The organism is Patescibacteria group bacterium, from assembly GCA_041675205.1.
GTDB lineage: Bacteria > Patescibacteriota > Patescibacteriia > GWA2-46-9 > GWA2-46-9 > JBAYUF01.
In genome coordinates this window covers 165,602-191,470 of the sequence record JBAYUF010000001.1, presented here as the reverse complement: position 1 = coordinate 191,470, position 25,869 = coordinate 165,602, and the positions used below count along the sequence as shown (strand labels likewise).

Below are 25,869 nucleotides of genomic sequence, written 5' to 3'. Positions count from 1 at the left end.
ATGTATGGAAATAACAGCCGTAGAAAATACCCCCATAGCCCCAAAAAGTACTCGTCCACGACGAAAAAAGGTTGCGGCAGTAACTCCCGAACACCGATACCTCGTTACCGGCGGTGCTGGGTTTATTGGTAGCCACGTTGTCGACGCGCTCCTCAGCACTGGTGCCGAGGTGGTAGTGCTTGATGATTTTTCTTCTGGTAAGCCAGAAAACCTCGAGCAGCATAAAAAAAATTCAAAATTGACGATTGTCGAGCAAAGCATTACGTCTGACCTTTCAAAAGTTATCCCACCAAACCGCTTTGACGCGGTCTTCCACTTGGCGGCTATACCACGAGTTCGTGAATCTATTGAACACCCCGAAGTAACAAACGAGATAAACGTCGGCGGTACGCTGCACATGCTCGAAGCATGCCGCAATGCCAACGTTAAACGATTCATTTTTTCTTCCAGTGCCGCAGTCTACGGCAGCCCCGTCACCTTACCAACACCCGAAGTAGCCGCCATTGACCCACTCTCTCCGTATGCCCTCCAAAAACGGGTGGGTGAACTCTACTGCACGTTGTATCAAAAACTCTATGGGCTAGAAACCGTCGTCCTCCGCTACTTCAACGTCTATGGCCCACGAATGGACGCATCGAGCGACTACGCTGGTCTCATTCCAAAATTCATTGAACTGCTGCACAGTAATACCTCCCCTATTATTTACGGCGACGGCAATCAAACGCGCGATTTTATTTTTGTACGCGACGTCGCTGCCGCCAATATAGCGGCACTTACCGCACCAATCGAAAAGTGCGACATGCCTATTAACGTTGGTACTGGCAAACCAATATCGGTTAATGATTTTGTTACTCTGCTTCGTGAACTCACCAGTGCATCAGTCGAGCCAACCTTCGGCCCAGCCATTACCGAACCACGGAAAAGTCAGGCCAATATTGACCGCCTCGAGCAAGTGCTCGGCATCACCCCCACCATCTCGCTTCGCGACGGCCTTGCAGAAATACTACTCGAACACACGAACAAATCTTAGTCTCGGAGTAATTGCAAAATTTCCGGCACAGCCGCTTCAGCGGCGTCAGCGCCTTGCTCCATAATTTGTCGCCCCACTTCACTCGTAAAATACTTTCCCCACGTTTTTAAACCGGCGTACACAATACTTGGCGCAATTACCACATCGGCATTTCTCACCGCCTGTTCAGCTAGCCAGTGACGCATAATATCGAGCGTCCGAGTGCTGACACCCGTCAATTTTAAATCACCATTTGCCAAGCGATCAGTTTGTGGTGGTAAAACGTTTAAGTTGATGGCCACCACAATGTCCGCCCCCATGCTACGCACCAGGTCGCTCGGCACTGGGTCAGATATACCGCCATCCACCAGCAGTTGACCTTCATACAGCACTGGCTGAAAAAAAGTTGGGATAGCAATGCTGGCTCGAACTGCTGGCGCTAATTTCCCCTCACGAAACACCACCGGCATACCGGTTCGTAAATCGGTGGCGACCACCGCCAGCGGCGCCCGCAGTGCAGAAAAATCGCTGTCTGCCAAAAATAAGGTGAGCAGTTTTTCTACTTTTCTACCTTTCACTAAACCGCCTTTCAGTGTCGGCTCAAAAAGAGCCTTCATTTTTTCTCTCCGCTTCCCAACCGTGTCGTCAATTAACCGATCAATGTCTTGATATAACGCGTAGTGCGCACCCACCCAAGCGCCAACCGAGCTGCCGGCGAAAAAATCCATTGGTATGCCGTGTTTCAAAAATGTCCGAATAACGCCGACGTGCGCCATGCCGCGAACGCCTCCACTACCCAGTGCCAGGCCAACTGTTTTTCTTTGTGTTGTCATACCTACACTATAGCGGACGAGATGTCCTTTTGTCTTTAAAAATTACTAAACTGCCACGCCGACCGCTTTAAGGTGCGCCAAAGCACCGTATAAGCCGGCTTCGTCGCCTAAGGCCGCCCGCTTAATTTCCGGCGTTGTAAAAGCTGTCTGCAGTACAGCAACGCGCGACACAAGTCGTTCGAAGGGTAATTTTTCACTGCACCCAATACCCCCACCGATTACCAAAATATTTGGCGACCAATGCACGACTGTACTCACTAACCCAAGAGCAAAATCATCTGCCACACTATTCCAGACCACTACGTCAGTAATATCTTTAGCCGGCATACCATAACGACGCGCCAGTGACGCGCCAGAAATTATTTCCGATAATCGCACAACCGTGTCTCCACTGGTAATGAGTTGATACCCCGGCTCAAAACCAGAGGCTGTTTCATCGAGCTTACCATTCGTCACACGCGCCCCACCTAAACCGGTGCTTAAGGTAATGTAGCCAACAATGCGCTTACCTTTGCCGGCGCCATACACCGCTTCACCGAGCGCGGCCATTGCGGCGTCATTTTCTAAATACACCGGGACGCCAAAAACTCCTTTCAAGCCATCCAAAATTGATTCGTTGTCCCACAACGGTATGTGCTTATTTACCCGCATTGTTCCAGTGTGACGGTTCAATGCCCTCACCCCGGCTGCCACCGCCACAATCACGCTATCACCAACGAGTGCCCTAGCTGCCTCGGAAATTTTTTGCAGAGCTTCTTTATAATCCTGAGGAGTCGGTAATACAACAATTTTTTGCAACGCAGTTGTGTCGTTCGCTGCAGCGATACGAATGTTGGTGCCGCCAATATCAAGTACTAGGTACATTACGACTCAATAAGACGCTTAAATGTTTCTACCATAGGGACCTGCTCAGTTTCGGCACCAATCGTCGTACCATAGTGCCATGACGTCCAATCAGCAATGAGCAAGTTTGAAAATGTACGTTGCCAAAAAGTCTCACCCACAATCGGCACGACACTAGTCCCTACACCACGCTCATCATAAAGGGCTTTGCAAACATCCATGCGCCGCTTTATTTTCGGATGATCTGTACTGTCACTGAGGAAAACTACATGAAATGGCTCTTTGAGACTTACAGCAGCAGGAGCCACGTCAAAGCCAGTCATTTCATTGTGGTTAAGCTCTGGCAACACATTCATGAACGCCGGAATCTTTGCGTTTTCATTAAATTTAATTTTCCAAATATTTGCGATCGCCCGGTTGGTATTCGAGGCGTAAATAAGCGGCACTTTGCCGCGAATAATTTTCGCCAATGCTTCACCCTGCTTCTGAGCCGCTGCTACATCGAGTATAGTCGCAAGTGTGGCCGTCTCGGCCAACCCTGCTTCATCCCCAAGCAACACCAACAACCCTCGTAAATTATAACCAAGCCCAATCCGCGGCTGTATGCCAACGTCTGGTAACACCACATGGGCGACACCGTCCGCAGTGGCGCGACGGATAAGTTCCCCACCAACTGCTACAGCCGCTAGTAGCAATCCACGACGCTTCGCTAATTCGTACGCATCGAGTACTTCCTCGGTATTTCCAGAATATGATGAGGCGATTATCAATGTGTCGGCTTCCTCATCTTCACGGATAAACGGCAAACCGTAGTCGCTATGTATGATGATGTGCCGTTCGGGATAGCAAGCAGAAAGTACATCAGCCGCCAAGTGTGAACCACCCATGCCGCAAACCACAATGCGTTTTATTTGTGACATATTCACACTACCAACAACAACTGGCTGAAAATTGAACTGCTCAGGAAAATTTTGAAGGGCATGTTCCATCGACATATATTTTTTTACTTGAGGACTTGTAAGGCTTTCGCAAACGCTAATAACTCATCAAGAAACTGGTCGGCTTGTTTTTCAAATGCTGGTTCAAGTAACTTACCGTCAACTTCAGAAAAAATGGTGCTCACTGGCCCAACATTGAGGTCTCGTCGCATGGCTATAAGCCCCAGTATCTTTAACACCGGCAGTAGTGCCGCGAGCGCCCGGGTGCCGCCATAGATGCCCGAAGAAACGCCGACTAAACCAACTGGTTTATTTCTATACTCATCATAGCAAATATCAAGCATCCGCTTGAGGCTTCCCGGATACCCCCGATTGTACTCAGGCACAACGAGTAGTAGCGCATCCGCTGTGGTAATGGTCGCCACATAGTCCGGGTTATGCACTTTCAAATCTTCACCTTCGTCAGTCATGGGTAGCGTTAAGTTGCGTGGGTCAACGAAGGTCGTACGCACCCCACGAGCAACGAGCTTTGCGTGCAAGTATCGTGCGATGTGCTCACTCTGTCGACCTTGGCGAACAGTGCCAAGGAGCACAGGAATAGAAAGCGGTGAAGTCATGAAGCGAGTATACCAGGGGGCTTACGCTAGAGATAGCGAAGAATTTGGTTATAGTTAAACATGCCAAAAATGCGGAAAAGAAATGAAGTCCACTCTGAAAAACTATTGAATAAAATAAGGAAACCAAGCAGCACCAAAAATCCTCCCGCTATTTTTGAAGCAATCGCGGTAAACTTACTAATCGAGCGCAACCACGGCGTTACGGAACTAAAAAGGAGAGCAACCAAAAGAAATGGCACGCCAAGACCAGCGGCGAAAACGGCTAGTAACATACCGCCCTCCCATAGCGAACCAACGTTTGAGGCGAGTAGCAAAATAGAAGCAAGAATAGGGCCAATGCAGGGCGTCCAACCAAAAGCGAATGTTGCGCCGAATACAAACGAGGAAAGCGGTGTACCTGGGTGTAGCCACGCCGGTAATGCCGGATGCCATGACCGTTCAAAAAGCATTATTCGTCCACCAAACACACCCATGATTGCAAGACCAAAGAGCACAATCATCGCCCCACCGAGGCGCGCCAGTGGTATTCGATAATGAACGAGCGCCCCACCACCCAAACCAAACAACGTGCCAAGCAGCACAAAAACAGTGCTAAAACCAATAACGTAAAAAAGCCCATTCAAAAAAATACGTCGCCGAACGAACGGCGCCCGCAGCGGATCTGCCATGTCGCCAAAAGAAACACCACCAATAAACGCGAGGTACGCCGGAACGAGTGGCAAGGTACAAGGTGCAAGGAAGGTAATGAAACCTGCAATGAAGGCAGGAAGTAACAGTGCGGTCGTCGACAGCATAGGCTTACCGCTTTCGTCGTTCGTCCGTAACAATTACGCCGTCCTTCATGGTGATAATGCGGTCTGCGTAACGCGCATACTCATCCTCGTGCGTCACCATAATTATCGTTTGACCAGCTTCGTGCAAGGTGCGAAAAACTTCCATCACCACGTGCCCGTTGTCGGTGTCGAGGTTCGCTGTTGGTTCATCGGCAAACAAAATGTGAGGGTTATGCGCGATGGCGCGAGCAATCGAAACGCGCTGTTGTTGACCACCAGAAAGTTGGCTTGGTAAATTCTGCTGCTTATCCGCTAAACCAATTCGCTCTAAGGCGGTAACTCCTTTTTGCATTGCTTCGGCAAAAGGCACGCCAGCCATAAGAATTGGTAAGGCCACATTTTCGGCAGCCGTTAACTCTGGCAGCAAGGCGTAATCTTGAAACACGTACCCGAGCGAACGTAATCGCACTGACGTTTTTTCAGCAACGTCCAAGGTAGACGTATCAACAGCATCTAAGAATATTTGACCCGACGTCGGCTCATCGAGGAGTGAAAGCTGATACATCAACGTCGACTTACCGGCACCCGACGGGCCAATGATGGCTACGAATTCACCATCGGCAATCTCTAAGGTTATTTTTTTTAAAACCTTCACCTCAAGTTCACCTTCCCCAAATGTTTTTGTTAGTTCTATTGCCCGAATCATAGTGTTAGCGACCAAGAATAGCGTCTAAAGTATTTCGGCGGACAATGAGTCTAGCCGGAATATAGCCAGCCGCCAACGTAACAGCCAGCAAAATAGCGATGCGCAATGCGGCTCCTTCTGGTGTGGCCACGAGAATGCCGTCAGAAAATGGAAAGTTAATGGGGTGCGCCGCAAAGTATGGCTTTAAAAAACCAAACGTCACCGCAATACCCACCACCGAACCAACCATGCCATAGAAAAATGCTTGAAACACATATGAGAGTTGAATAGCCTGCGGGCTAATACCGATACCCTTCATAATACCGATATACTTCCTTCGAGTAATGGCGTTAATGAAGATGACAATAAAGATGGTGATGGAAGCAACTACGAGCGCTATGGAAGAGAGCGCGTTACCCAGAACACCCATAGTGGTTTCAATGTCACGAAGAAAAGACGGAATAGCATCTTCGTACGTTTGGATAAGCGCATCATGTTCACCCATAAACCCCTGTAACTCGCTTACAAGCGCCGGTGCCTCGGCGTAGTCCATACGAATGGCTATTTCTTGCACCTGTTCTTTGTTTACCGGCAGCATTCGTTTCAGCTCTGGATCGGTGACGAAAAATCTCGTTGATATTTCATCAACCTTACTTTTCACAATGCCGCGCACGGTAAATTCTTGCGATACCTTTTCCCCGCCGGCTGTCGTCAGGCTCACCCGTACCCGGCTACCAACGTCAACGTCGTCGAGCAAATCAAGCCCTGGAATATTAGCGTCCGCAAACGAAGAATATTTCCGCAACATGTTGGCACCAACTAAGATGCCACCTTCTTGACCATCAACCAACATGTTCCCTTTCACAAGAAACCGAGAAAAACCGGTAACTGATTCTTCATCTTTGACGTTGAGCCCAACCAACCGAACGCTAATACGATTTGGTCGTTCTCCGTTCCGCGGTAAGTCAGTCAACGTACCAAGCACCTGAACGCCAGAGGTATGCCGAACAGACATTGCCTTCACGTCTGGGTGAGCAGCAATATAGTTAACAAGCGCCGGTGAATTTTCAATAAAGTTTCTCCCTGGTGAAGCAGTAATCATTATTTCTCCCGAATACCCATCACGAAACTGTTGAAAGGAACCACTAATAAGCCCGATGAGGAGCCCTGACACCACCACCAAGTTCAGAAACGTCAGCACCATAATAAATATGATGAGACCAGTCGTGGCGCGGCTAGAGCGTTTTAATGTGCGGTATGCCAAAAACCATCCCACGCGAACGGTCTGCACAAATTGACGACGACGTTCTTTAAAACTCATACCTTTCGCAACGCAAATTGTCGAAGTGCGGCAACCTGTTCAACCTCTATATGAACGACCGGTCGTTTTTCAGTCATGAGTTGGATAGCCGCGTCAACACTCATGCCGGTACGCACCAAATACGCCGCCACCATTGTGGGCCCGCGGCCATGGCCCCATCGGCAATGCACCAGTACCTTGTGACCGAGCTCGATGACTTTCGTCATATACGCCACCCCCACTTCAAGCTGATCAATGGTTGGGGGCAACATGTCTGGGACTGGCAACCACAGATAAAACGAAACGCCAAACGGCATATCAACGTGGTCTTCCTCTAACGACAAATCTGCAGTAATGCCCTCTTTTAGTAATGGCTCAGCAAAACGAATTTGGCAGCACGCATTGCTGCCAATGTATATATTGTCAGTGATTTTGCTAAATTCCAGCGTAACTGGCTGTTCGTCAGGTTTCATAGTGCAGAGTGTGTGAAGGATAGCCTTAGAAACACTAGAAATCAACGTGTTGTATGTCTCGTTTTTCCTTCTGTACGAAAGGAAGTGACAAATGTTCAAAAACAGAAGCGAATAGTAGGGCGAAGAGCGTCGGAACATACTGCGCCACATTCGTTCGAAGATCTGGTGCGGCCGCTACTTGCCAAACAGTAAATGTAACATATAAGCCTGCCACCACAGCGTACACGGCCAAAATATGTCGGTTCATGAGTAGAATGATGCTGGCCAACGTAAAAACAAGCGCGGTCATGGCTGTATAGACGTGCGTAACAACATCGCGATACGGCATAGCGGCTAGGCTGCCAGTGAGCGCAAGGTCGTCTGCAAAAGCACCAATGCCAACCATGGCGGCACGCGCACCTGCAACCGCAAAAATGATGACAAAACTAAACCGCATTATTTGAGCGGCTACTTTAAAAAATAATTGTTGCGGATGCTTCGTCATTGGTTTTTATTTTGGAGAAACTCCTTATCCCCCGTTCAACCGCCAAACTGCATAGGACAGGTATGACGCAAAAGACGCCCACAGAAAGTACGGCGCGAGTAACGTTGCGGCAAATCTTGAATGCTTTGAGATAAGAATGATGAGGACGAGCACAGACAAGCTCAGCAGCATGGCAACATCAACCGCCCGTGCCAAATTATGCTGGCCAAAAAACACTGCGCTCCACAAAATGTTGAGTAGCGCATTCACAACGTAGGCACCGGTGATGAGTGCGAGCGTTCTGTCTCTTGGAAAATGTTGCCACACCAAAATCGCCGAAAGGGCGGTCAGAATATAAATAGCAGTCCAGGCCACGCCAATTGCCTGCCCAGGTGGCGTCCACGATGGCAACGTGAGCGTGGCATACCAAGGCATTCCATCACTCGTTATCAAGCTGCCTAAGGCAGCAACAAAGAACGTAGCAAGCGGAATGACAACGTAATACCAACCAAATTTTTTAACTGACATGCATTAAATATAGCACCACAACGTAGCTGCGACAACAGAAAGGGAATGTTTTCGCAACCTAAAATCGTGGGGCGATCTCTAAAGAGTGTCGTCTTGAAACAACGCTTCTCGTGCTAGCTCAACTTGCCAGGGGCGGTAGGAATCGAATCGCCCCAGAGAGAAATTGAAGAAAACAAAAAAGTGCGAACAAAAATAAATAAACGTCCTGATTCATTGATTGAAATCTACTTTATGGTTTGTCTCAAACGTACTCAGACATAGTCAAAGCTAATCCACTTTAGTCACTTTTTGGGCAGCAGTTGGGCAGCAACTGGGGAGGTGATGATTAACGGTATATGAGACCCAAACTTATTATTCAAATATAATAGGTTTAATTTGCTTACCTTAGAATGAGTAGCCCAACGAAGCACATTGATCTTTAACAATTGAAATTACATTATCCAAACCATCAAGATTGTTTTTTATATAGTTAATCGATCCACGATATTGACCATACTTTAATGTAAGTTTGGCAATATCGTCTAAAACATAATAATAGGCATGTTGCCGTGTAGCCATAGTGGCAATGACACTGGGACACATTTGTTCTGGCGAATTAAAGGCAGTCTCTAATAAACTATTTCTCATATCATCTCCATTTTGGACATCCAATCTATAGTTAATGAGAATCTGGTCATTATTATTTTGCGGGTAAATATCGACTGGTTTTTCGTTCATAATTTCCTCCTGATCCTCAACTTTCTGTTGTAATTGCGGTCTAGTTTCTTCAATGCTTTTTTCTTTTTTAATTGTTACTTCTTGTTGTCTTTCAATTGAACTCTGCTCATTAATTTCAGCAGCGTAATAAAATCCGCCCAAAATAATACTGGATAGTAGTATGGCTGCTGGTAAGATTAATTTATTCATAAACTCCCCTCAGGTATCTTAGTCAAATCAGTATTCGTGATGCCCAGGCTCAAGAATCGCATTATCTGATAAGCAACACCCCCATCTTTCATATATATTCTACGACACTTATCTGGGTGGACATACCAAGCTTCGCCATGCTGTTGAACCTGCAGAAGAATTTTACCTTTTAATTTATTAGCGGTTGAGTTAGCGTTACAAACGCTCGTGCTATCTTTCATCGCTTGCTCACTACCCACAGTCGGAATTTTGCCCAAATCAGTATCTGTAATTCCTAGGCCAAATGACCGCATCATTTGATAAGCCACTGAACCATCCTGCATATAGTAGCGCAATCCTGTGTCTGGATGTATATACCACGCTTCCCCATGCTGCTGCACCTGGAGGACAATATAACCTAGCAGCCTGGCCAATAACGACTTAGTGCTAGGCGTTACCACAGGAGTGCCTTGAGTCGGTGCTGTCACCTGACTTGAAGGCGTTGTTGGAATGCTTTGTTCGGGGCTCGGATTTTTAGGAACAGAACGACCGTCATTTGTGACATGTAGACTATTTTCACCCGTACCATATTCATTACCAGTCGGAGAAACTAGACGGAAAGAATACGTCCCCGTCGGCAGGCTTGCTGGAATAACTACCGAGAACTTATCGGCCGCCAATGGTGCGATACTCGACCAAGAAATTGGAGAGTCAGTCGTACTACCACCTGGTGTCCCTTGCCCGGAAATACGCAGCGTATAATCCGAAGAAAAATTTTTGATGGTAACTACCACCGGAGTACCTGCAAATGCTTCGTTAGGGCTGACAGACACAATGGAGCCAGAGGTGGATTGATTGCCAATAGCTTTGTATGCGTTTACTCTCCCTCCGATCTGACCCGCAAAACCAAGATTAACATTATCGATATTATCAGCCGTTCCAATAACACGATTCATTATTTCCCAGTTTTTCATTTTGGGAGTCGTCCCTTTCACCATAGCGGCTACACCCGCAACGATGGGGCTCGAATAAGAAGTCCCGTCCTCCTGGCTGTAAAATGAACCGCTATTAAAACTGGGAACTGATGCTCCAACTATACCCACTCCGGGCGCAGAAATATTGATACAATTACTGCCATGGTTTGACCAACCCGTGCGTACCCTACCATTTGTTTGCACGTCTGTATTATCGAGCGCCCCTACACCAAGCGCCAATTGTGACCCATTGTTGTTGCAGACTGGGCTCTGGGGTGTAAAATTAAGGTTCTCACCATTATTAGCTTGCAAATCCCCGTTCCCTCCCGCAACCACCACTACCTTCCCGTGATCAAAAGCATATTGAATTGCGGGCGTCAGAGAATCGGTGTAACCAATGGTGCCGCGACTACCCAGACTGATATTTATTACATCCGCACCATTGTCAGCAGCGTAGCGAATGCCTGCCGCCAGAGATTGAAAGGAAGAGTTTCCTTGAACATCACTCACGATAACAGGCATAATGCGAATGTTCATCTTTGAAGCATTGCCCATCACCCCGCGACCGGTGGTCGCCAAAACCGTGCTTGCGACCAACGTACCGTGACTGCCCTTAGGATCCACTCGGGATGAATTATCGACAAAATTATAGCCCAACACATCATCGATGTACCCATTATGATCGTCATCGATTCCGTTACCCACCACCTCACCAGGATTACGCCATATATAGGGTGAAAGATCCGGATGATTAATATAGACACCATCATCGATGACGGCCACTACTACGGGGGCAGTGCCCACAGTCTGCCAGGCTTGGGGTGCAGATATCTGGTCTAAATATTCAAAAAGTCCGAAGGTTGTGCTTGTTCCGGCTGAACTGCTTACCTTTATTTTTTTTGCCACGCCTACCCCCTGCGATGCGATGACCGTAATTGATCGGTCGCTCCAGTTGATAACCGAGGCACCCGAATCATCGAAGAGCACCTGACCCGATGTGGGCCCAAAACCGTAACCATTAATCACGACCTGTTCATTTTGCTTGGGCACTAACGGAGACACTGAAACGATCACGGGCTGAATCTGATAACTAATTCGAGCCTTCTCTTGTGCATAGGTTTCGCTATAACAATAGTCTCCCCCATAGCAGACCTGCCGCGAGCCTTGGTTGTAGACGATAATGTCCCCGATTGGGTTGAGATCCGAAGGAATGGGGATAGTTATTTTGGTGGAAGTCCATAACCATTTTACGCTTGAACTACTAAAGCTGGTGCTAAGGAAACAATGATTAGTATCGTTGAAGCAAACGGAACTGTATGACGATAGTGTATCAAAATTCTCCCCCGAACTCGCATAAATGGAAACGGTCTGATCAATCACTGAGAATGGATTTTTTGAAAGCGTTGCAGCACTCGCCCCAAAAGGAAGAATGATGAAAACTGCTAAACAGGCGCTGATGAATGTTCTTTTCATAATGAAATCGTATAAATCACATTGTAACCGTACCCTTCTCGTGCCTCGTGGTCAATCAAGGCAACGCTGGATGAATCGCCAAAATGAGAAATTGAAGAATGTAAATAAGTACGAACAAAAATATACAAAAGTCCTAATTCACTAACCATAAATGACTTGGGTAAAATTGTTACGCTTATTAATTATACTTCGCTCAATAAATTTGGATTGGTTATTCGTTGGTATTGCACGACATGAGTAAAAGATATTGTATAGATCGGGGTGTAACACTGCCCGTAATAAAACCCAAAAGATGCTGAGGGGTTATAATCTTGTGCGGAAACCATCCATGGCTATTTTGTTCATTGAATATCTGCAACCTACCACCGTGGCCTTCTTCGTCTGAATAATTTGTCGCTCCGATCCTTATTTTTCCATGCAGCAAAGCATACTCTATGCCCGTGTAAACTCCATTTGATCTGCTTGAACTAGAAGGTTCTCGACCAGCACTATCACTAGACCATTCTTTAAGGGCATCTATATTTATAGTATCTCTTAAATCATATGAAATATTCCAATACTGTTTCTTTATAAATGCAAATAATTCATCCAAAGAAATATGAGAACCTTCGTTGCGCAACAATTGAGTATATATATGCTTACATTCGACACCATTTATTTCAGAGTTTGGATTGGGCTGTGAAGAGGTCGAGGTTTGAAGATAAAGACCATAACCCTTTATTTTTAAATTAAGAGAATTATAAACATTTTCTATTCTACTTATATCAAGCCCCTTGGCCTCAAAGAAATTTAAAAACAGTTTTTGCCAATCGAGAATGCTTCTTTCTGATTCTCTTAATATTTCTTCGTCAGATTTATGTTGTGTTGGTATATAATCAGAAAAGCCAAATACCAGCCTTTTTATATTTAATCTTGCACCAATTCTCCACAGATTTATAGCATCATCAATCTCACCGGCAATACCGAATAGCAATTTCTCTTGAGCGGGGCTTATATCGCGATGATGCTTTACGGTATTTCTTAATTCTTCCGCGATCTTAATAAGGGTGAAGTACTTCTCCCATTTAGAAAAAACTGGCTTGAATAGTATTTGGTGTAACTGCAAAAGCTTAGTTAAATCTCCAAATTCAGCATATGAAATTAATTTTTCATACAGGATGGTGTTTCCTTGCGCTGTCTTATCTGCAATAGTTTTTTCTTGCATCTTTTTGATCCAATCGGGACCCAAACCGGCAACTTCAGTCCACAGAGGTCCGAATTTATCAGTCAATATATCATCCACAAGAACGCGCAAATTTTTCTCAATTTGTTCTAATGGATCGTGCGTCATTTTCTAATAATGTCAGAGAATATTTGAGTAATCTCTTCAACTTCCGATTTGAAGGAAGTATTCGCTAACCAGGAATTAAAATCATTCTCAATGAAATAGATAACATCTTGCAAGCTTTTCGTTCGTAATCCTAGATAATCTTCCAATTCGCCCCGTTTAAGATAATAGCGATTCTGAGCATATAAACTTTCTATCTGAACATTGAGGCTGGCTAAAGTTGATCGATCGTTTAAATTTATAAACTCAACAATCTCTCTGCAGGGCAAGTGTCTTATCGTTAAGTAATCAATAAGATCCCTCAAACTAGACAAGAGATTTGGGTCATTTTTTTCGAGATATTTTTTCAAATTTTCTAATAAAATTATTCGATCCTTACTGTTTTTTTGCAAAAAAACACCACTATCAATTCCCTTAAAGGCCTGTTGTCTAAAATTATTTTTATATTTCTCTAACTCTGAATTACTTAGCAGACCTGACTCAATAATATTATCCCAGTCGCCAATAAAGAAGGTCATTACGTCAAATTTTTGTAAAAAATCAAACCATAGCTCCTTTGCGCCCTTCCCTTTTATTGCAAGAAATTCGATATTATCATCTCCTCTATTCTGCTTTTGTAAGTGCTCATAAAATCTTCGGTAAAAAAATTCATCGGACTCGCCTTCGACAAGTACAACTTTTTTAGAAAAGAAAATTTTTGAGCTATTAGTATAATTTAATATTCTGACCAATTCTTGGTCAGAAGCTGCTATGGGAGGATGGGATACGTGCGTGAAGTGAGTAGCCTTACTAAATCTGAAGACATTATTAATTGTTTCTCGTGATACAAAAATTGGAGAATGAGTCGCCAGAATAAACTGCATGTCATTATCGAGGGCTACTTTTTCAATTAACAACATGTACTGCTCTTGAATTTGTGGATGTAGATGAAGTTCCGGTTCATCAATAATGAGCAGACCATTACTTAAATCGTATCCAAATATGCTGAAGAAAAAATGCAGGACACTCTTTTGTCCAGCGCTCAATTCTTCAACTTCGATTCTCTTTTGATCCCTGAGGTCAATAAAAAAAATTTGATGAACGATATCGTGAGGATTCTTCTTTACAATATTCAATTCTAATTGAAGAGGGAGTTGCTTTAATAAATTGTTAATATTCGTCAGCAACGGCTCCTCTTTTATTTTTTTTGATACTCCTTCAGCGTTTAACTGTTCTGAAAAAAGGAGCTGAGAATGTCGATATGATAAAATCTTTTTTACCATCTCGAAAACTAGTGGTTCCGCAACATCGGCGCTCTTAGTATTTTCTTCTTTTCGTTTGTTCTCAACATCCCTGATGGCATTAACAAGATAACCACTAAGACTATAAGAGTTAGAAAAACTATTATAGTTACGGTAGCAACCTATTAAAACGAAGCTTGTTTTAAGCTCTGACCAACTTTCACCTTCTCGTTCATTTGCAATGAAAATAATTTTCTGAACAAACTCGAAATACTCGAAATATTTTGTTATAAAAGTTCCAGCCGTGCTACCGGACAACTCTGAAATAGAAAAAATGTTAGTATCCTCTTTATCTTCCAAAATAAGGGTGAGGGACTTGATCTTTTCAATGTCGTCAAAAATAATTTTACCATCAAAATTTAGCTTTATACGTGAATATTTATTCAAAATATCATTTATCTTATCCGCATTTGAATGAATAAATTTCAAATTGCTAACATCGTTATCATTAAGCAGAATTTCTATTTTAATTTTTTTAATTTTTGAACTACTGTATTTATTTTTTTTTAAATGACTCACGGAGCGACGCGTCAAATCCAAAGTTTGATTCAAAGAAGTATCGGCCGGATTGTTCTCGTGCTTTGAAATAGTATCGAAATCGAAATCAGGCTGCTTAAATAAAATTCTTTTAAAAATTTGATTGATAATTTCCAAAAAATTACTTTTCCCGACTCCGTTTGGACCTATCAGAATATTAACGTTCTTATTAAAAACGATCGATTCACAGAGGTCAATATCATCTTTGTACTCAAAACTTAGAATGTTTGATATTTTTATTGATCTAATTTTCATAAAAATTAATTCAGAATGCAGTCTCAAAAAATAAAGTAGCCCTCATTTGTTTTATAAACTACTTTTTCCAGTTTATTAAAAAAGTTTTTATCACAATCCGCGTTAACGAGCTGCGATATTGAAGCCCTAAACGATAGATACTTTTGAAGATTGAAACCCATAAGCACACCGTCCTCATTTTTCAGCTGGCCGGCGCGTTTTTGAAATTTATATTTATAAAAATCTGTCTCAAGAAAATCCCTAAAATATTTAGCGATTTCTTTAATAAACATGAGCTTGCCCTCCGTGCCTTCGTCTTTCTTTTGATCGTCCATCTGGATAGTTTACCTCCATACCGTTTCATGTGCAAAACTCAACTAACTCAAAGAGACAACTGCAAAAAGATCAATTACTACGGACAATTTTTTGCTTTCCGCCAACCTGCAGCTAAGGCCTCGGCTTCCGAACAAAACCAACGCCCCCAGTAGCTTACCCACCCGCATCGGGTTAGATTTTTTGGCGATTTCTAATAGCCAACGGTCTTATCCAACATGAAGTAAGATTATTCAAAACTCGTAGAAAAAAATGTTCCTCCTGATTAGAGACAACCACTATCGGTTGATGGGACTGAACCCAATTATTATTCTCCCAATCATTCCGTCAACCACTTGCCACCAAACCGCAAAAGGAATACGTTTTCGGTATCTTTGACAACTTGGCGTGGGTGCCGAAGGAGGACCAATGGCAGCACAAGTTTTGCAACTCACGCTGCCGCTCAAGGCAGCAACAACTACAACCACGGCCACAGAAAAGGCCAAACGAGAAAGACACCGCTTCGAGGTGAAAGTTACAGAGCCATGTCGCCACGCGGGCAAGGCAATTACCTTCCAAACGACGGCTGTAAGTGCCGTGAATGCCGAACGCAACGCTCGAGTGCGTTACAATCGACTCATGGGGAGGCATGAGCACCTGTTCGTAGAAATGGAACCGGCAAGACAGCTAGACTAGCTTGCGGACGAACGCCAAAGGAGGCAACGCGATGGACAGAATATACCAACAATTCATAGTTGTGGCCTCGGCCAGGTGCCAAGGACAAGTGACAGTCGGCCACACCTACCTGGTCTATGCCGAAAACGCAGGTGGTGCCGATGCAGAAGCAGAGCTCTGGCTCCTCGCAGAGTGCGAGCTTCCGGCTCAAGCACACGTAGCGGTGACAACAATGAAGGTGGATCCTTCACGTCCGACGTTTGATGTACTGCTCGTATTCTCCGATGAAGGAGAGGCACACACACAAACGATTCGGGTGAAAGCCCCTGCAGCAGAAGCGGCTAGCTACGTTGCCGCGCACCTCTACAAACAGCGACACCCGTACAATCTCCTGCTCTCCTGCCAAGCCCTGGCAGCCTAAGCGGAAACACCGAGTCGGTTCGAACGAAGCGAGGGGCGAGCGTCAACCGACGTTCGCCCCTCGACCCCAAAACTAACCTACCGCTTCTTCAACATCTTCGCCGCTTCTTTGCTCGTGCTAACAACTTTTTTCTTTGCCGCCTTCCGTTCAACTCGCACTTCAAGCATCTCAAGAAGCTTCTTGGGGTGCGTTTTTAAATAGTTACCAGTAAACGACATAGCGTAACTCTCCCCTGCCAATTTCTTCACCAAGGTCTTCACCTGACGCATGAGATATTCCGGTGCGTATACATACACACTCATTTTGCGGCGACTGCTAATCATTTTCTTTAATTCCGTTTCCAGCCGTTTCAAAAATTCTTTCGTGTGGCCAGCCTTGTCGACCTCTTTCACAGAACCACTTGCCCCACCCCGACCGGCAAAAAATCCTTCCTTGTCTGAATACTTCGCGGCAGGAACATCGAAAGCACCAGCTTCCACAAGTTCACCACTGTGACCCAGATAAAATTCCGCTCCTTGTTTCCCTGTTACAATGAGTAATGCTGCTACATCAGTAAACTGCGGGAACTGAGAAGGAATTTTCATACGTTCACGTTAATAATTTATACGTACAGTATAGCAAAATAAAAGCGTCCGCCGTATGGCGGACGCTTCTTCATAACAGAAACAATCTTACATGATGCCCGGCACCCACGGCTGTGGAATCGCCAACATCATCCACACTGCGCCAAGAAGCGCCATATTCTTCATAAAGTTCACCTGCTCTGCCATTTTCATTTGTGGGTCAGTTACTGCCCAGAAAGCATGCATCTTGAACGATACCGGCACAAGGAACAACGTTAAAAACAGAACTGCGGCTGGAATGTAGAAACCAAACACGATGTAGATACCGCCGAGTAATAGTAATATGCCACTTCCTACAACTGCGACGCTGGCTTGTGGCACACCCTTTGAAGCGGCGTAGCCCACCATCATAGCTCGATTCTTAAAATGATTGAGCGCCATCATGAGAAAGTAGCCACCAAACAGAACGCGACCAGCAACAACAAGCATCTCCATGTATTCAAAGTAACATTAAATAAGTTCGTGCAGACTTACTATAGCAAAAATACCAGCAAAATTGAAGATGAACGACAATACAACGAACTGCCAATTCCGTAGTCGAGCTATGCCAAGTAACGTAATGCCCAGTTCATCTGGCAAGGGTGAGGCAATGACGAGTGCACCAACCACAGGGGCGAGCCAACCGAAGTACGGCGTTGCCATGAGTCGAGAAAAATGAGTACCGCCGAAACGGAGGAAAAGTGGTGCCAACTCTTCAAGAATGTGATCTTTAAAGAAACGAAAAATTATGTAATCCCCGACAACGCTGCCTATGCCCGCAAAGAGGGCGACTTCTAGTGGCTGCAAAACATCGAGAAGGTTATAGAGAACAATCACTGCTGGCGCCACGGTAAATGTAGAAACAAAAAAAATGCCGGTGATGAACGCACCAAGCTCACCGTATGAATTCAATCGCTGTATAAATACCGTTACTGCAGGTGTGTCGATAAAGAGGAACAGAAGCACTAAACTTGCCACAAGCAATGTTGTATTTTTATACTGCCAGTGATACCGGTGAAAAAACATTCGTTTCTTTTACAGCCAGCCAAAGAGTTTTGACACAAAAAGCACGTAGATAGCAACAAAAAAGGCACCTTCCCACATATGAATTCTGCGTGAGATACCGGAAATAACAAAAAGCAGTGTCGCAACGATTAACGTCGGCACACCAATCATAAACGTCTGATCATCAACGTGTAGCTGACGGAACAAACCAGGGAATCCAAGAACAATAAGCCCATTAAATACGTTTGAACCAAAAATATTACCAAGGGCAACCTCTGTTTTACCACGCATCGCCGCACGCAACGAAACGATGAGCTCTGGAAGTGATGTGCCTACCGCCACAGCCGTAATTGAAATAACACCAACCGCAATGCCAGTGAGAGACGAAAGCGCAATAAGTGAATCGATTAAGTACTTGGCGCTCACAATAAGTACAAGCAGGCCAAGAACGAGCATCCCGATATCAAAAAACCGTAATGTCGGGCGGACTGTAACAAGTTGCTGCGGCTGCACAATGTGTTCCCGTCGGGTCACTCTCGACGGCAGCACTGCCACCTCTACCTCGTCATCAACGTGAACAACGGTATACGTTAAGTATACACAGTAGACAATCACAAGCAGCACTCCCTCGCCAAACGTTACTGTTTGGTCCCAGACCACGCCTAACAGCAAGGCGGTGCTGGCTGCCAAAAGCGGTATATCTAAATCAATGAGATTTTTTGAGACAGTCAATTTCTTGGCAAAGACAGACGCCAATCCAACAATGAGCAAAATGTTAGCAATATTTGAACCAATCACATTTGCGGCAACAATATCAGTTACACCGCGCAGCGCACCGGCCATAGATGAAATGAGTTCTGGAAACGATGTTCCGGCGCCGACAATTGTAACACCAACAATAAACGGGGTGAGCCCCAGCGCAAGTCCGATTCGCTCAGCGCTCACCGTAAACCAGTCAGCACCTTTTATGAGCGCACCTACTGACAGCACAAACACGAGTATCCAAAAATAAATCATGGCTTTTCTATAAGTTTCAGAAAGTATAGCAGAAGAAGTGAGGGTCCGCGACGGCATTGCGTGCGGACCCCCATGTTACCATTGACTGTGGTCAGCTACTGGCCGCAGGCCTTGATGGTCTCTGCCACCGGGCGCGGTATCCGCCACCTGCCGGGGCCAACTGCAATGCGCATGTGGCACCTGTCGAAAACCTCGCGAGCGAGGGGGTGCCGCAAATGCGCCTCAGTTACTTCATCAAGCAGACTCACACTGTCGTCTTCGTCAACGACTCCATCCAACTCATCCATCCGTTATCTTTCTCCTTCTCTCGGAAATACACGAAAACGCCGGTTGGGGCGTTTCGATAGAAGAAAGGTACAGGTTTACTGAGTAATTGTCAAACGAGGAACCATTGACATGGCAGCAATTTATTGCTACATTGCTGAGTCCTTTTTGGGGAGTATTAGAGGAACAGGAAGGCAAACCACAACCAACCAGGACAAGGAGAGTGAAATGAGGTACGGCACCATTGTGCGCTTTGACGACCGCACCGACAAACGCTTCGGGTTCGTGCGGGTCACGGGAGAAGTGGAACAAATCTTCTTCCACGAGAACGATTACCGGCACCCCGAAGCCCCGCGCGCTCGGTCGATGAAGGTGCCCATGAAGGACGACCGTATCGCGTTCACGGTCGCAAACGGGCACGGCGGCCGGCAGAAGGCCAAACGGTGGGCCTACGCCACGGAAGTTCCGCCACGGTTCAAGAAAGGCGAGGAACTGATCGTCGACCTGGAAGACATTCCGTGGATTAACCCCCACAGCGTCCAGGCCGATGACTGCTACGCGTGCGACTTCAACAGCGAGAACTACGGCAACTGGATTGTTGTCGTCTTCCGTGAAAGTACGGGGGAGCTCTTCAGGGTCGAATGTCACGAAGGCGAAACTGGCAGCGAACAGCCGGAGATTCCCGGCAAAGGCCCGATACCGACCGGAATCAGCATCCGCAGGAGGTGAATCAAAAACCTGGGTAAGCAGGAAAAAGTTTTCCGCGGGAAGGTCTTACCGCCTTCCCCACTACCTAAAAAATTTTGCTACAAATCCGCCGATGGGCGGTTTTTTTATTTTAAAAAAACTAGGGGCAGTCGTTCCTCCAAACGACCGCCCCCGCATACCACACCCAAACTAGCCTACCCGACGAGCGAAAGCCTTCAGAATCTCATGCACCAAGCCCGGACCACGGTAGACCAACCCGCTGTAAAGCTGCACAGCGTCCGCACCGAGCCCAATCTTGGCAAGCGCGATGCTCCCCGATTCAACGCCGCCAATCCCGACCAGCCCAATATCCAGGGCGTGCCTCCGCCTGACATAGGCGCAAACCTCGAGCACGCGATTCGAAGGCTCGAGCAGTGGTGCCCCCGATAGGCCACCAGCTTCGATGATACCCAACCGCCGCTTCATGGCTTCGTCTGTGGTCGTGTTGGTTGCCTGAATAGCACGAATCCCCGACTTGGCCGCTGCCATCACTGCCGCCTCGACATCAGCCGCCATGTCGCCAGCCCAGTCAGGTGGTAGTTTCAAGTGCACCGGCGGCATACGTACCCCCAACTGAAATGCAACTTGCTCGGCCTGGTCCATGAACTGACCGAGAAATGAATACAAGCGCAAGAAGATATCTCGCAGCCCAGGCGTGTTCGGGCTCGAAATGTTCACAACGATGTAGTCGCCCTCGCGCAGCAGCGGCAAGATATGAGCCAGAACTTTGACATAGTCGTCAATGGCTCGATCATCGGGCGTCGCCTTGTTCTTCCCAATCGACACCCCAATTGAAGCCTTGGGATTGCAACGCATTCCCTTCTGCAGATTCAACGCGAACTGCTCCACACCCACGGAGTTGAAGCCGTACCTGTTTGTCAACGCCCGAAACTGCGGGTAGCGAAACACCCGCGGCCTCGGGTTGCCGTCTTGTTGCTCTGGCACGACAGTGCCGACCTCGATGGCACCAACCCCCAGCGCATCAAGCGCCGGGACGACTTCACCCTGCTTGTCTAACCCAGCGGCAACGCCGACCGGACACCGCCACTGCGCGCCGCCGATGTTTACCGGTTGGTCCACGTGCGGACTCTGGTAGAGTGCACGGAGCAGCCAAAGCTGACGCGAATCTTGCATTCGCTGCAGCAACTCAATGGTTCGCGCGTGTGCTTCTTCCGCGTCACATGCGAACAACCTCGGCTGCACCACCCTTCGCCATAGCCAGTCACCGATTTGTAAACGATCCATGATCCGTCCTCCATTGAACGCTCTCGTTAGAGCGGCATCTCTACGCTGCAACTGCAAGGCGTAGTTATATTTCGAATCGTGCAAACCTTACTGCTCCTGCTTGAAGTGGTCAAGCATTAAAACAAACTACTGCTTATAGCCTGCTTTTCGTAATCGTTTCAAAATTTGTTTATGTACTATAGTCGAAGTGGAAAGAATGCCGCGATTATATACACGCGCTGTTCCGTTGGGCCGCACTACCTTGCCCGACAAATCAGTTACCGTTCCACCCGCTTCAGTAATAATTACCTCACACGGCACAACGTCCCACGGGCCAAGCTGTGGGTGAGTTGTAAGAACAACGTCCAGTTGATGGCTGGCCACCATACAGTGCTCAACCCCAATGCTCCCAATGGCACGATAATGTGACTGTGGTAACCCTATCGCTTTTGCAACCTTTTGCCGAAGTATAGTGGCTTTATTCCAGTCACTCGGCCCGCTAAATCTTGCTACCTCTATGTCGGGCACCTGTCGCAGAGCCAATTTTCTTGTTACTCCCCTCTTTCGCATGTATGCCCCGCCGCCACGGGTGGCATAATACGTTTCGTTGCTGTTTGGTAAATGAATGAACCCAAGCACTGGCTGACCATTCTCAACCAGTCCAATCATGCTGCAAAAATTTCCCGTACCGGCCACGAACTGTGCCGTGCCGTCTAAGGGGTCAATCACCCACACCCTTTTTGAATTGCCGCCAGTAACGCCAAATTCTTCACCGTTTATTTGATCCTTTGGAAAGTGCTGCCGCAACACTTTCGTAACCGTTCGCTCAAGGGCGTGATCAGTTGCCGTTACTTCGCTGCCATTCGGTTTATATGCTAATCCTCGTACACCACGTTTGTAATGCCTGAGCAGTGTTCGGTGCAAATATGGCACCAAACTAAAACACACTTCTAACTCTTTTTTGTATGCTTTCATATGCTCAACGTTCAATTTATTCCGTATAGCATACAGCGTATAGCGTATTGCTTACTTACAGCAGTATACTGTATTCCTATGATGAAAAAGAAACTTCTATTTTTAAGCGTACTACTTTTTTTAACTTTTCCTGCCACCTCTGTCCATGCGGCCGCACCATCTAGTGTACCGCTCAACGTCCGCCTCGCTGGTCGAATTGTGTTGCAGGTCGAAAGCTACGGCCGTGCGTGGTACATAGAACCGCTTACGAGCACTCGCTACTACCTAAAAAATGGCGAAACCGCCTACCAATTAATGCGTACACTTGGCCTTGGCATTTCGTCCAGTAACCTCGCAACTATCCCAACAGACACAGAACCCACACGCCAAACTATCCTCGGCTCGCGCTTGGCTGGGCGAATACTTTTAGACGTCGAGCAGAACGGCGAAGCGTGGTACGTAAACCCGCTGGATGGTCGCCGCACCTATCTCAAAGACGGCACAGCGGCGTACGAGCTCATGCGTGCCAAAGCATTAGGTATTAAAAACACTGACCTCGCTACTATCCCAACCTCACCGAATCAACTCGTGCCTGACACAGCGTTCAACAGTGTTGCGTATGCAAAGGTGGTAAACGGGACACTTCTGACTGGCAGCGACGCGCAGCACCGCTTGCCGCCGGCTTCAATGACAAAGTTGCTAACAGCCCTTGTTTTAATAGACCACGGCATTGCAAGTAAGTGGGACGACACAGTGGCAGTAACGCAGTTTCACCTCAGCTATCCAATCTCTGTTGTTGGCGACGACACAACAAGCGAAGTGAATTTAAAGGTTGGTGACGTTCTTACCAAGCGTGATTTATGGTGGGCCATGCTGATTGCTTCATCAAACCAAGCCACCATTGCGCTCGTTGACAGCTCCGGCCTGACGCGGAATGAATTTATTGCCGCCATGAATGCAAAAATCAAACAGCTAGGGTTAACCCAAAGTGAATTTTTCGACCCAACAGGACTCAGCGCAGAAAATGTAACAACCCCGTATGAAATGGCACTCATTGCTGAGGCGGCATTTGCGAATGCCGACATTGCCGCACCGAGCAACACCGGCACGTACATCATCAATACCCAAAATGCACCGTCACGAAAAATTACAGTTGCTGACAGAAATTACAGTCTGCGTACGTACGGCGCAGAAGCCGCAAAAACAGGCTTTCTTGTTGAAGCCCAGCGTTGTGTTTCTTTGAAAGTTAACGGCAGCATCATTGTCATCATGCACGCCCGAAGCATGACCGAACGAAATACTATTTTAACTCAGCTCACCAAACAGCTTTAATCAAATCACCTCAACTATTCCCTACCGTCACGGAATAATACGTATACGAACCTTTCTTCCCTTGACGCGTTAGGCGACCTTCTCGTACCAGCTCTTCAAGATATTTTCGAGCAGTCACTTTAGTAATACGAATACGTCGGCGAACGTCTTCGGTTGTTATCGATTTTAATTCTTCTGCCAATAGTACCATTCGCTCTTTCCGCTGCTGTTTCCGAAACTGAACAATGGTGATGAGTCGCTTGAGTAGTGTAGGTTTCGGTGTTGCTGGAACAGGTACAACGACAGGAAGAATAACTGGTGGTGCTATGGGCTTTGGCGGCATGGCCGCAGCTCGTTTGGCGGCTGCTTCCGTTTGTTCACGCGAAGGTAAGCCGGTTGCGTTCGTTGTTGGCTTTGTATCCATACATAGATTCTACCGCTGCCACTCAGAAAATAAAACCACCCCGACACACGGCGGGATGGTTTTATAACTACGCCGTTACTTACTGAAGAACGCCGATTTTAAATGTTGCGAGAATTGAAGCCTGCTTTGCTGCGCCGCCATGTTGACCAGCGAATAAAGCGGAACCATCTTTTCCACAAATTTGCGCTATAGCAGCATCACCACCCGGGTGCTTCGGAACCCAACTGGTAAGGTCGTACACGTTGCCATTAACTGCTGACCAGCAATTTTCCTTTGTGCTGTGTGTGGCTACGTCTGTCAAAGTGTAGCCAGCAACCTTCGGAGCAGATGCTTGGTCTGGAGGAATAGTGGTGTCAACAGGCGTGGTAGACCCTTCCCCTGTCTCCTTTTCGCTATCCTCACCTTGCTCTTCATCCTCATCAGACACTTCAAATGGTTCGTTTTCGTCGTCGAAAGGTTTACCCACTCGAACGTCATCTGTTGCAACTGCATCTTCTCCTCGGTATGCCATTTGCCGTTGCTTTACCACTGCCAGACCCCCTGCTAACACGAGAGTAACAAGCCCCACACCAAGCCAGATTTTCTTATTCATAAATAATCCTATTAAATAAATTGGGCATATGCCCAATTTGTACACTTCTATATTACTACAAAAAAATTAAAAAAGAATTTCAAGTCTTTTGGTCGGTGCTGCATCCCCTTTTGCAGCACCGACCATTCGCCTCGCAACCTACGCCGCCAACTGCCAGCCAACCGTCCGACCAGGACACATCGGCGTGATGCCGTGATAGTTCATGGGCACCACCCATGGCTCGTTTTTCAACCAGATCTTACCGGTATTTCGTTCAAGCCTATAGAAATCGGCTCCGAACTCGGACGTGAACGACTCGAGGCGTCCAATAGCTACCCGAACGTCCCCGAACTCGCGGACGAATTCTTCCATGAGAAGTCCAGGTGCCACCGGTGCATTGAACTGGCCATTCGCCGGTGGAATGGCCTTCTTTGCCTCGTCAGGATGTGGCGCCGAGTCTGACCCGAAAAAGAACTTCGGGTTACCCGAAAACATCGCCCCACGAATTGCCGCGCGATGCTCCGCCCCTTTGAGCGGCGGCTTACAGCAGTGGTGCGGTCCGTCGAGGATGTCCGCAGCCGTCAGAATGGGGTGATGCGGCGTTACTGTTGCCGCAACCGTTTTTGGCGCCCGCTCCACCCAACGAACACCATCTTCACTCGAGACGTGCTCGAACACAATCCGCAGGCGCGGATAGCGCTCGACAAGATAGTCCATAATCGGCAAGAATGCTCGCTCGCCGAATTCCGGTTCTACCCACGGCACTTCACCGTGCACGCAGAGAACCAGATCGAACTGCTGCATGGCCTCAAAAACCGAGTCGTAGGCCTCAAGGTCGTTAATGTCGACCCCCGAAGCTTGTGCACCGGTCGTTCCACCCGGACCTTTAGGGTAAAGCTTTACCGCCGTAACGCCAGCCCGTGCTGCGTACGAAATGGTCTCCCACGTGGTCGTCGGCAGCAGCTTCAACGATAAGAGCGGCGTAAACCCGGGTGCCAGGTCACGAATGGCCTTTCCATAGCGTGCCGCCATGAGATGGTCTGCTATGGCTGGGTCGGTGTTCGGCATCACCAGACCTCTCTGGCAGTAGGCTGCCGTATAAGGCAGCACCACAGGAAGCAGCCCATTGATGTATCGAAGATGGACATGGAAGTCATCCCATACCCGCAT

Annotated in this window: 30 protein-coding genes; 5 read left to right on the top strand and 25 right to left on the bottom strand. The window is 47.0% G+C overall.

Annotated elements, in window-relative coordinates:
• The first annotated feature begins 4 nt into the window (after positions 1-4).
• The gene (locus tag WC052_00900; GenBank protein ID MFA7286208.1) at positions 5-1,030 is read left to right on the top strand and encodes an NAD-dependent epimerase/dehydratase family protein; all 1,026 of its coding nucleotides are present in this window, start codon (positions 5-7) and stop codon (positions 1,028-1,030) included.
• Here the strand turns inward: WC052_00900 and WC052_00895 are convergent.
• The 15 genes from WC052_00895 to WC052_00825 all read right to left on the bottom strand — a co-directional run bounded on the left by WC052_00895 (position 1,027) and on the right by WC052_00825 (position 15,507).
• On the bottom strand, positions 1,027-1,842 hold the full coding sequence (locus WC052_00895) for a patatin-like phospholipase family protein (protein ID MFA7286207.1): 816 nt from the start codon (positions 1,840-1,842) through the stop codon (positions 1,027-1,029). The genes WC052_00900 and WC052_00895 overlap by 4 nt on opposite strands.
• A 45-nt stretch (positions 1,843-1,887) precedes the next feature.
• Positions 1,888-2,706 carry an ROK family protein gene (locus WC052_00890; protein ID MFA7286206.1) on the bottom strand — a complete coding sequence of 273 codons (819 nt, stop codon included), beginning with the start codon at positions 2,704-2,706 and terminating at the stop codon, positions 1,888-1,890.
• Complete coding sequence (locus WC052_00885) at positions 2,706-3,680, bottom strand: SIS domain-containing protein (protein ID MFA7286205.1); 975 nt, start codon at positions 3,678-3,680, stop codon at positions 2,706-2,708. The genes WC052_00890 and WC052_00885 overlap by 1 nt, the downstream gene beginning before the upstream one ends.
• A gap of 8 nt (positions 3,681-3,688) precedes the next feature.
• Positions 3,689-4,240 carry an NAD(P)H-dependent oxidoreductase gene (locus tag WC052_00880; protein ID MFA7286204.1) on the bottom strand — a complete coding sequence of 184 codons (552 nt, stop codon included), beginning with the start codon at positions 4,238-4,240 and terminating at the stop codon, positions 3,689-3,691.
• Positions 4,241-4,266: 26 nt separating this feature from the next.
• A complete protein-coding gene (locus WC052_00875; protein MFA7286203.1) occupies positions 4,267-5,034 on the bottom strand; it encodes a cytochrome c biogenesis protein CcdA in 768 nt (255 codons plus the stop codon).
• A 4-nt stretch (positions 5,035-5,038) separates the two neighbouring features.
• Entirely contained in the window at positions 5,039-5,719 is a 681-nt protein-coding gene (locus WC052_00870) for an ABC transporter ATP-binding protein (GenBank protein ID MFA7286202.1), read from the bottom strand.
• A 4-nt stretch (positions 5,720-5,723) separates the two neighbouring features.
• Positions 5,724-7,019: an FtsX-like permease family protein gene (locus WC052_00865; protein ID MFA7286201.1), complete on the bottom strand. Its 1,296-nt coding sequence runs from the start codon at positions 7,017-7,019 to the stop codon at positions 5,724-5,726.
• Entirely contained in the window at positions 7,016-7,471 is a 456-nt protein-coding gene (locus tag WC052_00860) for a dual specificity protein phosphatase (protein ID MFA7286200.1), read from the bottom strand. The genes WC052_00865 and WC052_00860 overlap by 4 nt, the downstream gene beginning before the upstream one ends.
• A gap of 34 nt (positions 7,472-7,505) precedes the next feature.
• Positions 7,506-7,955: a hypothetical protein gene (locus tag WC052_00855; GenBank protein ID MFA7286199.1), complete on the bottom strand. Its 450-nt coding sequence runs from the start codon at positions 7,953-7,955 to the stop codon at positions 7,506-7,508.
• Positions 7,956-7,979: 24 nt separating this feature from the next.
• Positions 7,980-8,462, bottom strand: a complete 483-nt coding sequence (locus WC052_00850; protein MFA7286198.1) for a tryptophan-rich sensory protein — start codon at positions 8,460-8,462, stop codon at positions 7,980-7,982.
• 384 nt (positions 8,463-8,846) lie between these two features.
• Positions 8,847-9,368, bottom strand: coding sequence for a hypothetical protein (locus tag WC052_00845; GenBank protein MFA7286197.1), 522 nt, complete (start codon positions 9,366-9,368; stop codon positions 8,847-8,849).
• A complete protein-coding gene (locus WC052_00840; GenBank protein ID MFA7286196.1) occupies positions 9,365-11,794 on the bottom strand; it encodes a S8 family serine peptidase in 2,430 nt (809 codons plus the stop codon). The genes WC052_00845 and WC052_00840 overlap by 4 nt, the downstream gene beginning before the upstream one ends.
• 211 nt (positions 11,795-12,005) lie before the next feature.
• A complete protein-coding gene (locus WC052_00835; GenBank protein ID MFA7286195.1) occupies positions 12,006-13,124 on the bottom strand; it encodes a hypothetical protein in 1,119 nt (372 codons plus the stop codon).
• Positions 13,121-15,193 carry an AAA family ATPase gene (locus WC052_00830; protein ID MFA7286194.1) on the bottom strand — a complete coding sequence of 691 codons (2,073 nt, stop codon included), beginning with the start codon at positions 15,191-15,193 and terminating at the stop codon, positions 13,121-13,123. Before WC052_00830 ends, WC052_00835 begins: the two co-directional genes overlap by 4 nt.
• Before the next feature lie 23 nt (positions 15,194-15,216).
• Complete coding sequence (locus tag WC052_00825) at positions 15,217-15,507, bottom strand: hypothetical protein (GenBank protein MFA7286193.1); 291 nt, start codon at positions 15,505-15,507, stop codon at positions 15,217-15,219.
• A 406-nt stretch (positions 15,508-15,913) separates the two neighbouring features.
• Here WC052_00825 and WC052_00820 point away from each other — a divergent pair, with 406 nt between their 5' ends.
• Both WC052_00820 and WC052_00815 read left to right on the top strand, forming a co-directional pair.
• Positions 15,914-16,180, top strand: a complete 267-nt coding sequence (locus tag WC052_00820) for a hypothetical protein (GenBank protein MFA7286192.1) — start codon at positions 15,914-15,916, stop codon at positions 16,178-16,180.
• A gap of 31 nt (positions 16,181-16,211) precedes the next feature.
• Positions 16,212-16,580, top strand: coding sequence for a hypothetical protein (locus tag WC052_00815; GenBank protein ID MFA7286191.1), 369 nt, complete (start codon positions 16,212-16,214; stop codon positions 16,578-16,580).
• 77 nt (positions 16,581-16,657) lie between these two features.
• Here WC052_00815 and WC052_00810 read toward each other — a convergent pair whose 3' ends face one another.
• The 5 genes from WC052_00810 to WC052_00790 form a co-directional block, all read right to left on the bottom strand.
• A complete protein-coding gene (locus tag WC052_00810) occupies positions 16,658-17,164 on the bottom strand; it encodes a hypothetical protein (protein ID MFA7286190.1) in 507 nt (168 codons plus the stop codon).
• An 87-nt stretch (positions 17,165-17,251) separates the two neighbouring features.
• Positions 17,252-17,638 carry a DoxX family membrane protein gene (locus WC052_00805; GenBank protein MFA7286189.1) on the bottom strand — a complete coding sequence of 129 codons (387 nt, stop codon included), beginning with the start codon at positions 17,636-17,638 and terminating at the stop codon, positions 17,252-17,254.
• A gap of 15 nt (positions 17,639-17,653) precedes the next feature.
• The gene (locus WC052_00800) at positions 17,654-18,208 is read right to left on the bottom strand and encodes a hypothetical protein (protein ID MFA7286188.1); all 555 of its coding nucleotides are present in this window, start codon (positions 18,206-18,208) and stop codon (positions 17,654-17,656) included.
• A 9-nt stretch (positions 18,209-18,217) separates the two neighbouring features.
• Positions 18,218-19,204, bottom strand: a complete 987-nt coding sequence (locus tag WC052_00795) for a calcium/sodium antiporter (protein MFA7286187.1) — start codon at positions 19,202-19,204, stop codon at positions 18,218-18,220.
• 95 nt (positions 19,205-19,299) lie between these two features.
• Positions 19,300-19,491, bottom strand: a complete 192-nt coding sequence (locus WC052_00790; GenBank protein MFA7286186.1) for a hypothetical protein — start codon at positions 19,489-19,491, stop codon at positions 19,300-19,302.
• Positions 19,492-19,696: 205 nt separating this feature from the next.
• Between WC052_00790 and WC052_00785 the strand changes: the two genes are divergently transcribed.
• Positions 19,697-20,197 carry a hypothetical protein gene (locus WC052_00785; protein MFA7286185.1) on the top strand — a complete coding sequence of 167 codons (501 nt, stop codon included), beginning with the start codon at positions 19,697-19,699 and terminating at the stop codon, positions 20,195-20,197.
• A gap of 168 nt (positions 20,198-20,365) precedes the next feature.
• Here the strand turns inward: WC052_00785 and WC052_00780 are convergent, their stop codons facing one another.
• Positions 20,366-21,460, bottom strand: coding sequence for a quinone-dependent dihydroorotate dehydrogenase (locus WC052_00780; protein ID MFA7286184.1), 1,095 nt, complete (start codon positions 21,458-21,460; stop codon positions 20,366-20,368).
• A gap of 126 nt (positions 21,461-21,586) precedes the next feature.
• Positions 21,587-22,414, bottom strand: a complete 828-nt coding sequence (locus WC052_00775) for an inositol monophosphatase (protein ID MFA7286183.1) — start codon at positions 22,412-22,414, stop codon at positions 21,587-21,589.
• Between the two features lie 78 nt (positions 22,415-22,492).
• Between WC052_00775 and WC052_00770 the strand changes: the two genes are divergently transcribed.
• Entirely contained in the window at positions 22,493-23,725 is a 1,233-nt protein-coding gene (locus WC052_00770) for a serine hydrolase (protein MFA7286182.1), read from the top strand.
• Positions 23,726-23,735: 10 nt separating this feature from the next.
• On the opposite strand, the gene WC052_00765 is transcribed toward WC052_00770, so the two are convergent.
• The 3 genes from WC052_00765 to WC052_00755 form a co-directional block, all read right to left on the bottom strand.
• Complete coding sequence (locus tag WC052_00765; protein ID MFA7286181.1) at positions 23,736-24,128, bottom strand: DUF977 family protein; 393 nt, start codon at positions 24,126-24,128, stop codon at positions 23,736-23,738.
• Positions 24,129-24,207: 79 nt separating this feature from the next.
• Positions 24,208-24,720, bottom strand: coding sequence for a cytochrome b5 domain-containing protein (locus tag WC052_00760; GenBank protein ID MFA7286180.1), 513 nt, complete (start codon positions 24,718-24,720; stop codon positions 24,208-24,210).
• A 138-nt stretch (positions 24,721-24,858) separates the two neighbouring features.
• Complete coding sequence (locus tag WC052_00755; GenBank protein ID MFA7286179.1) at positions 24,859-25,869, bottom strand: amidohydrolase family protein; 1,011 nt, start codon at positions 25,867-25,869, stop codon at positions 24,859-24,861.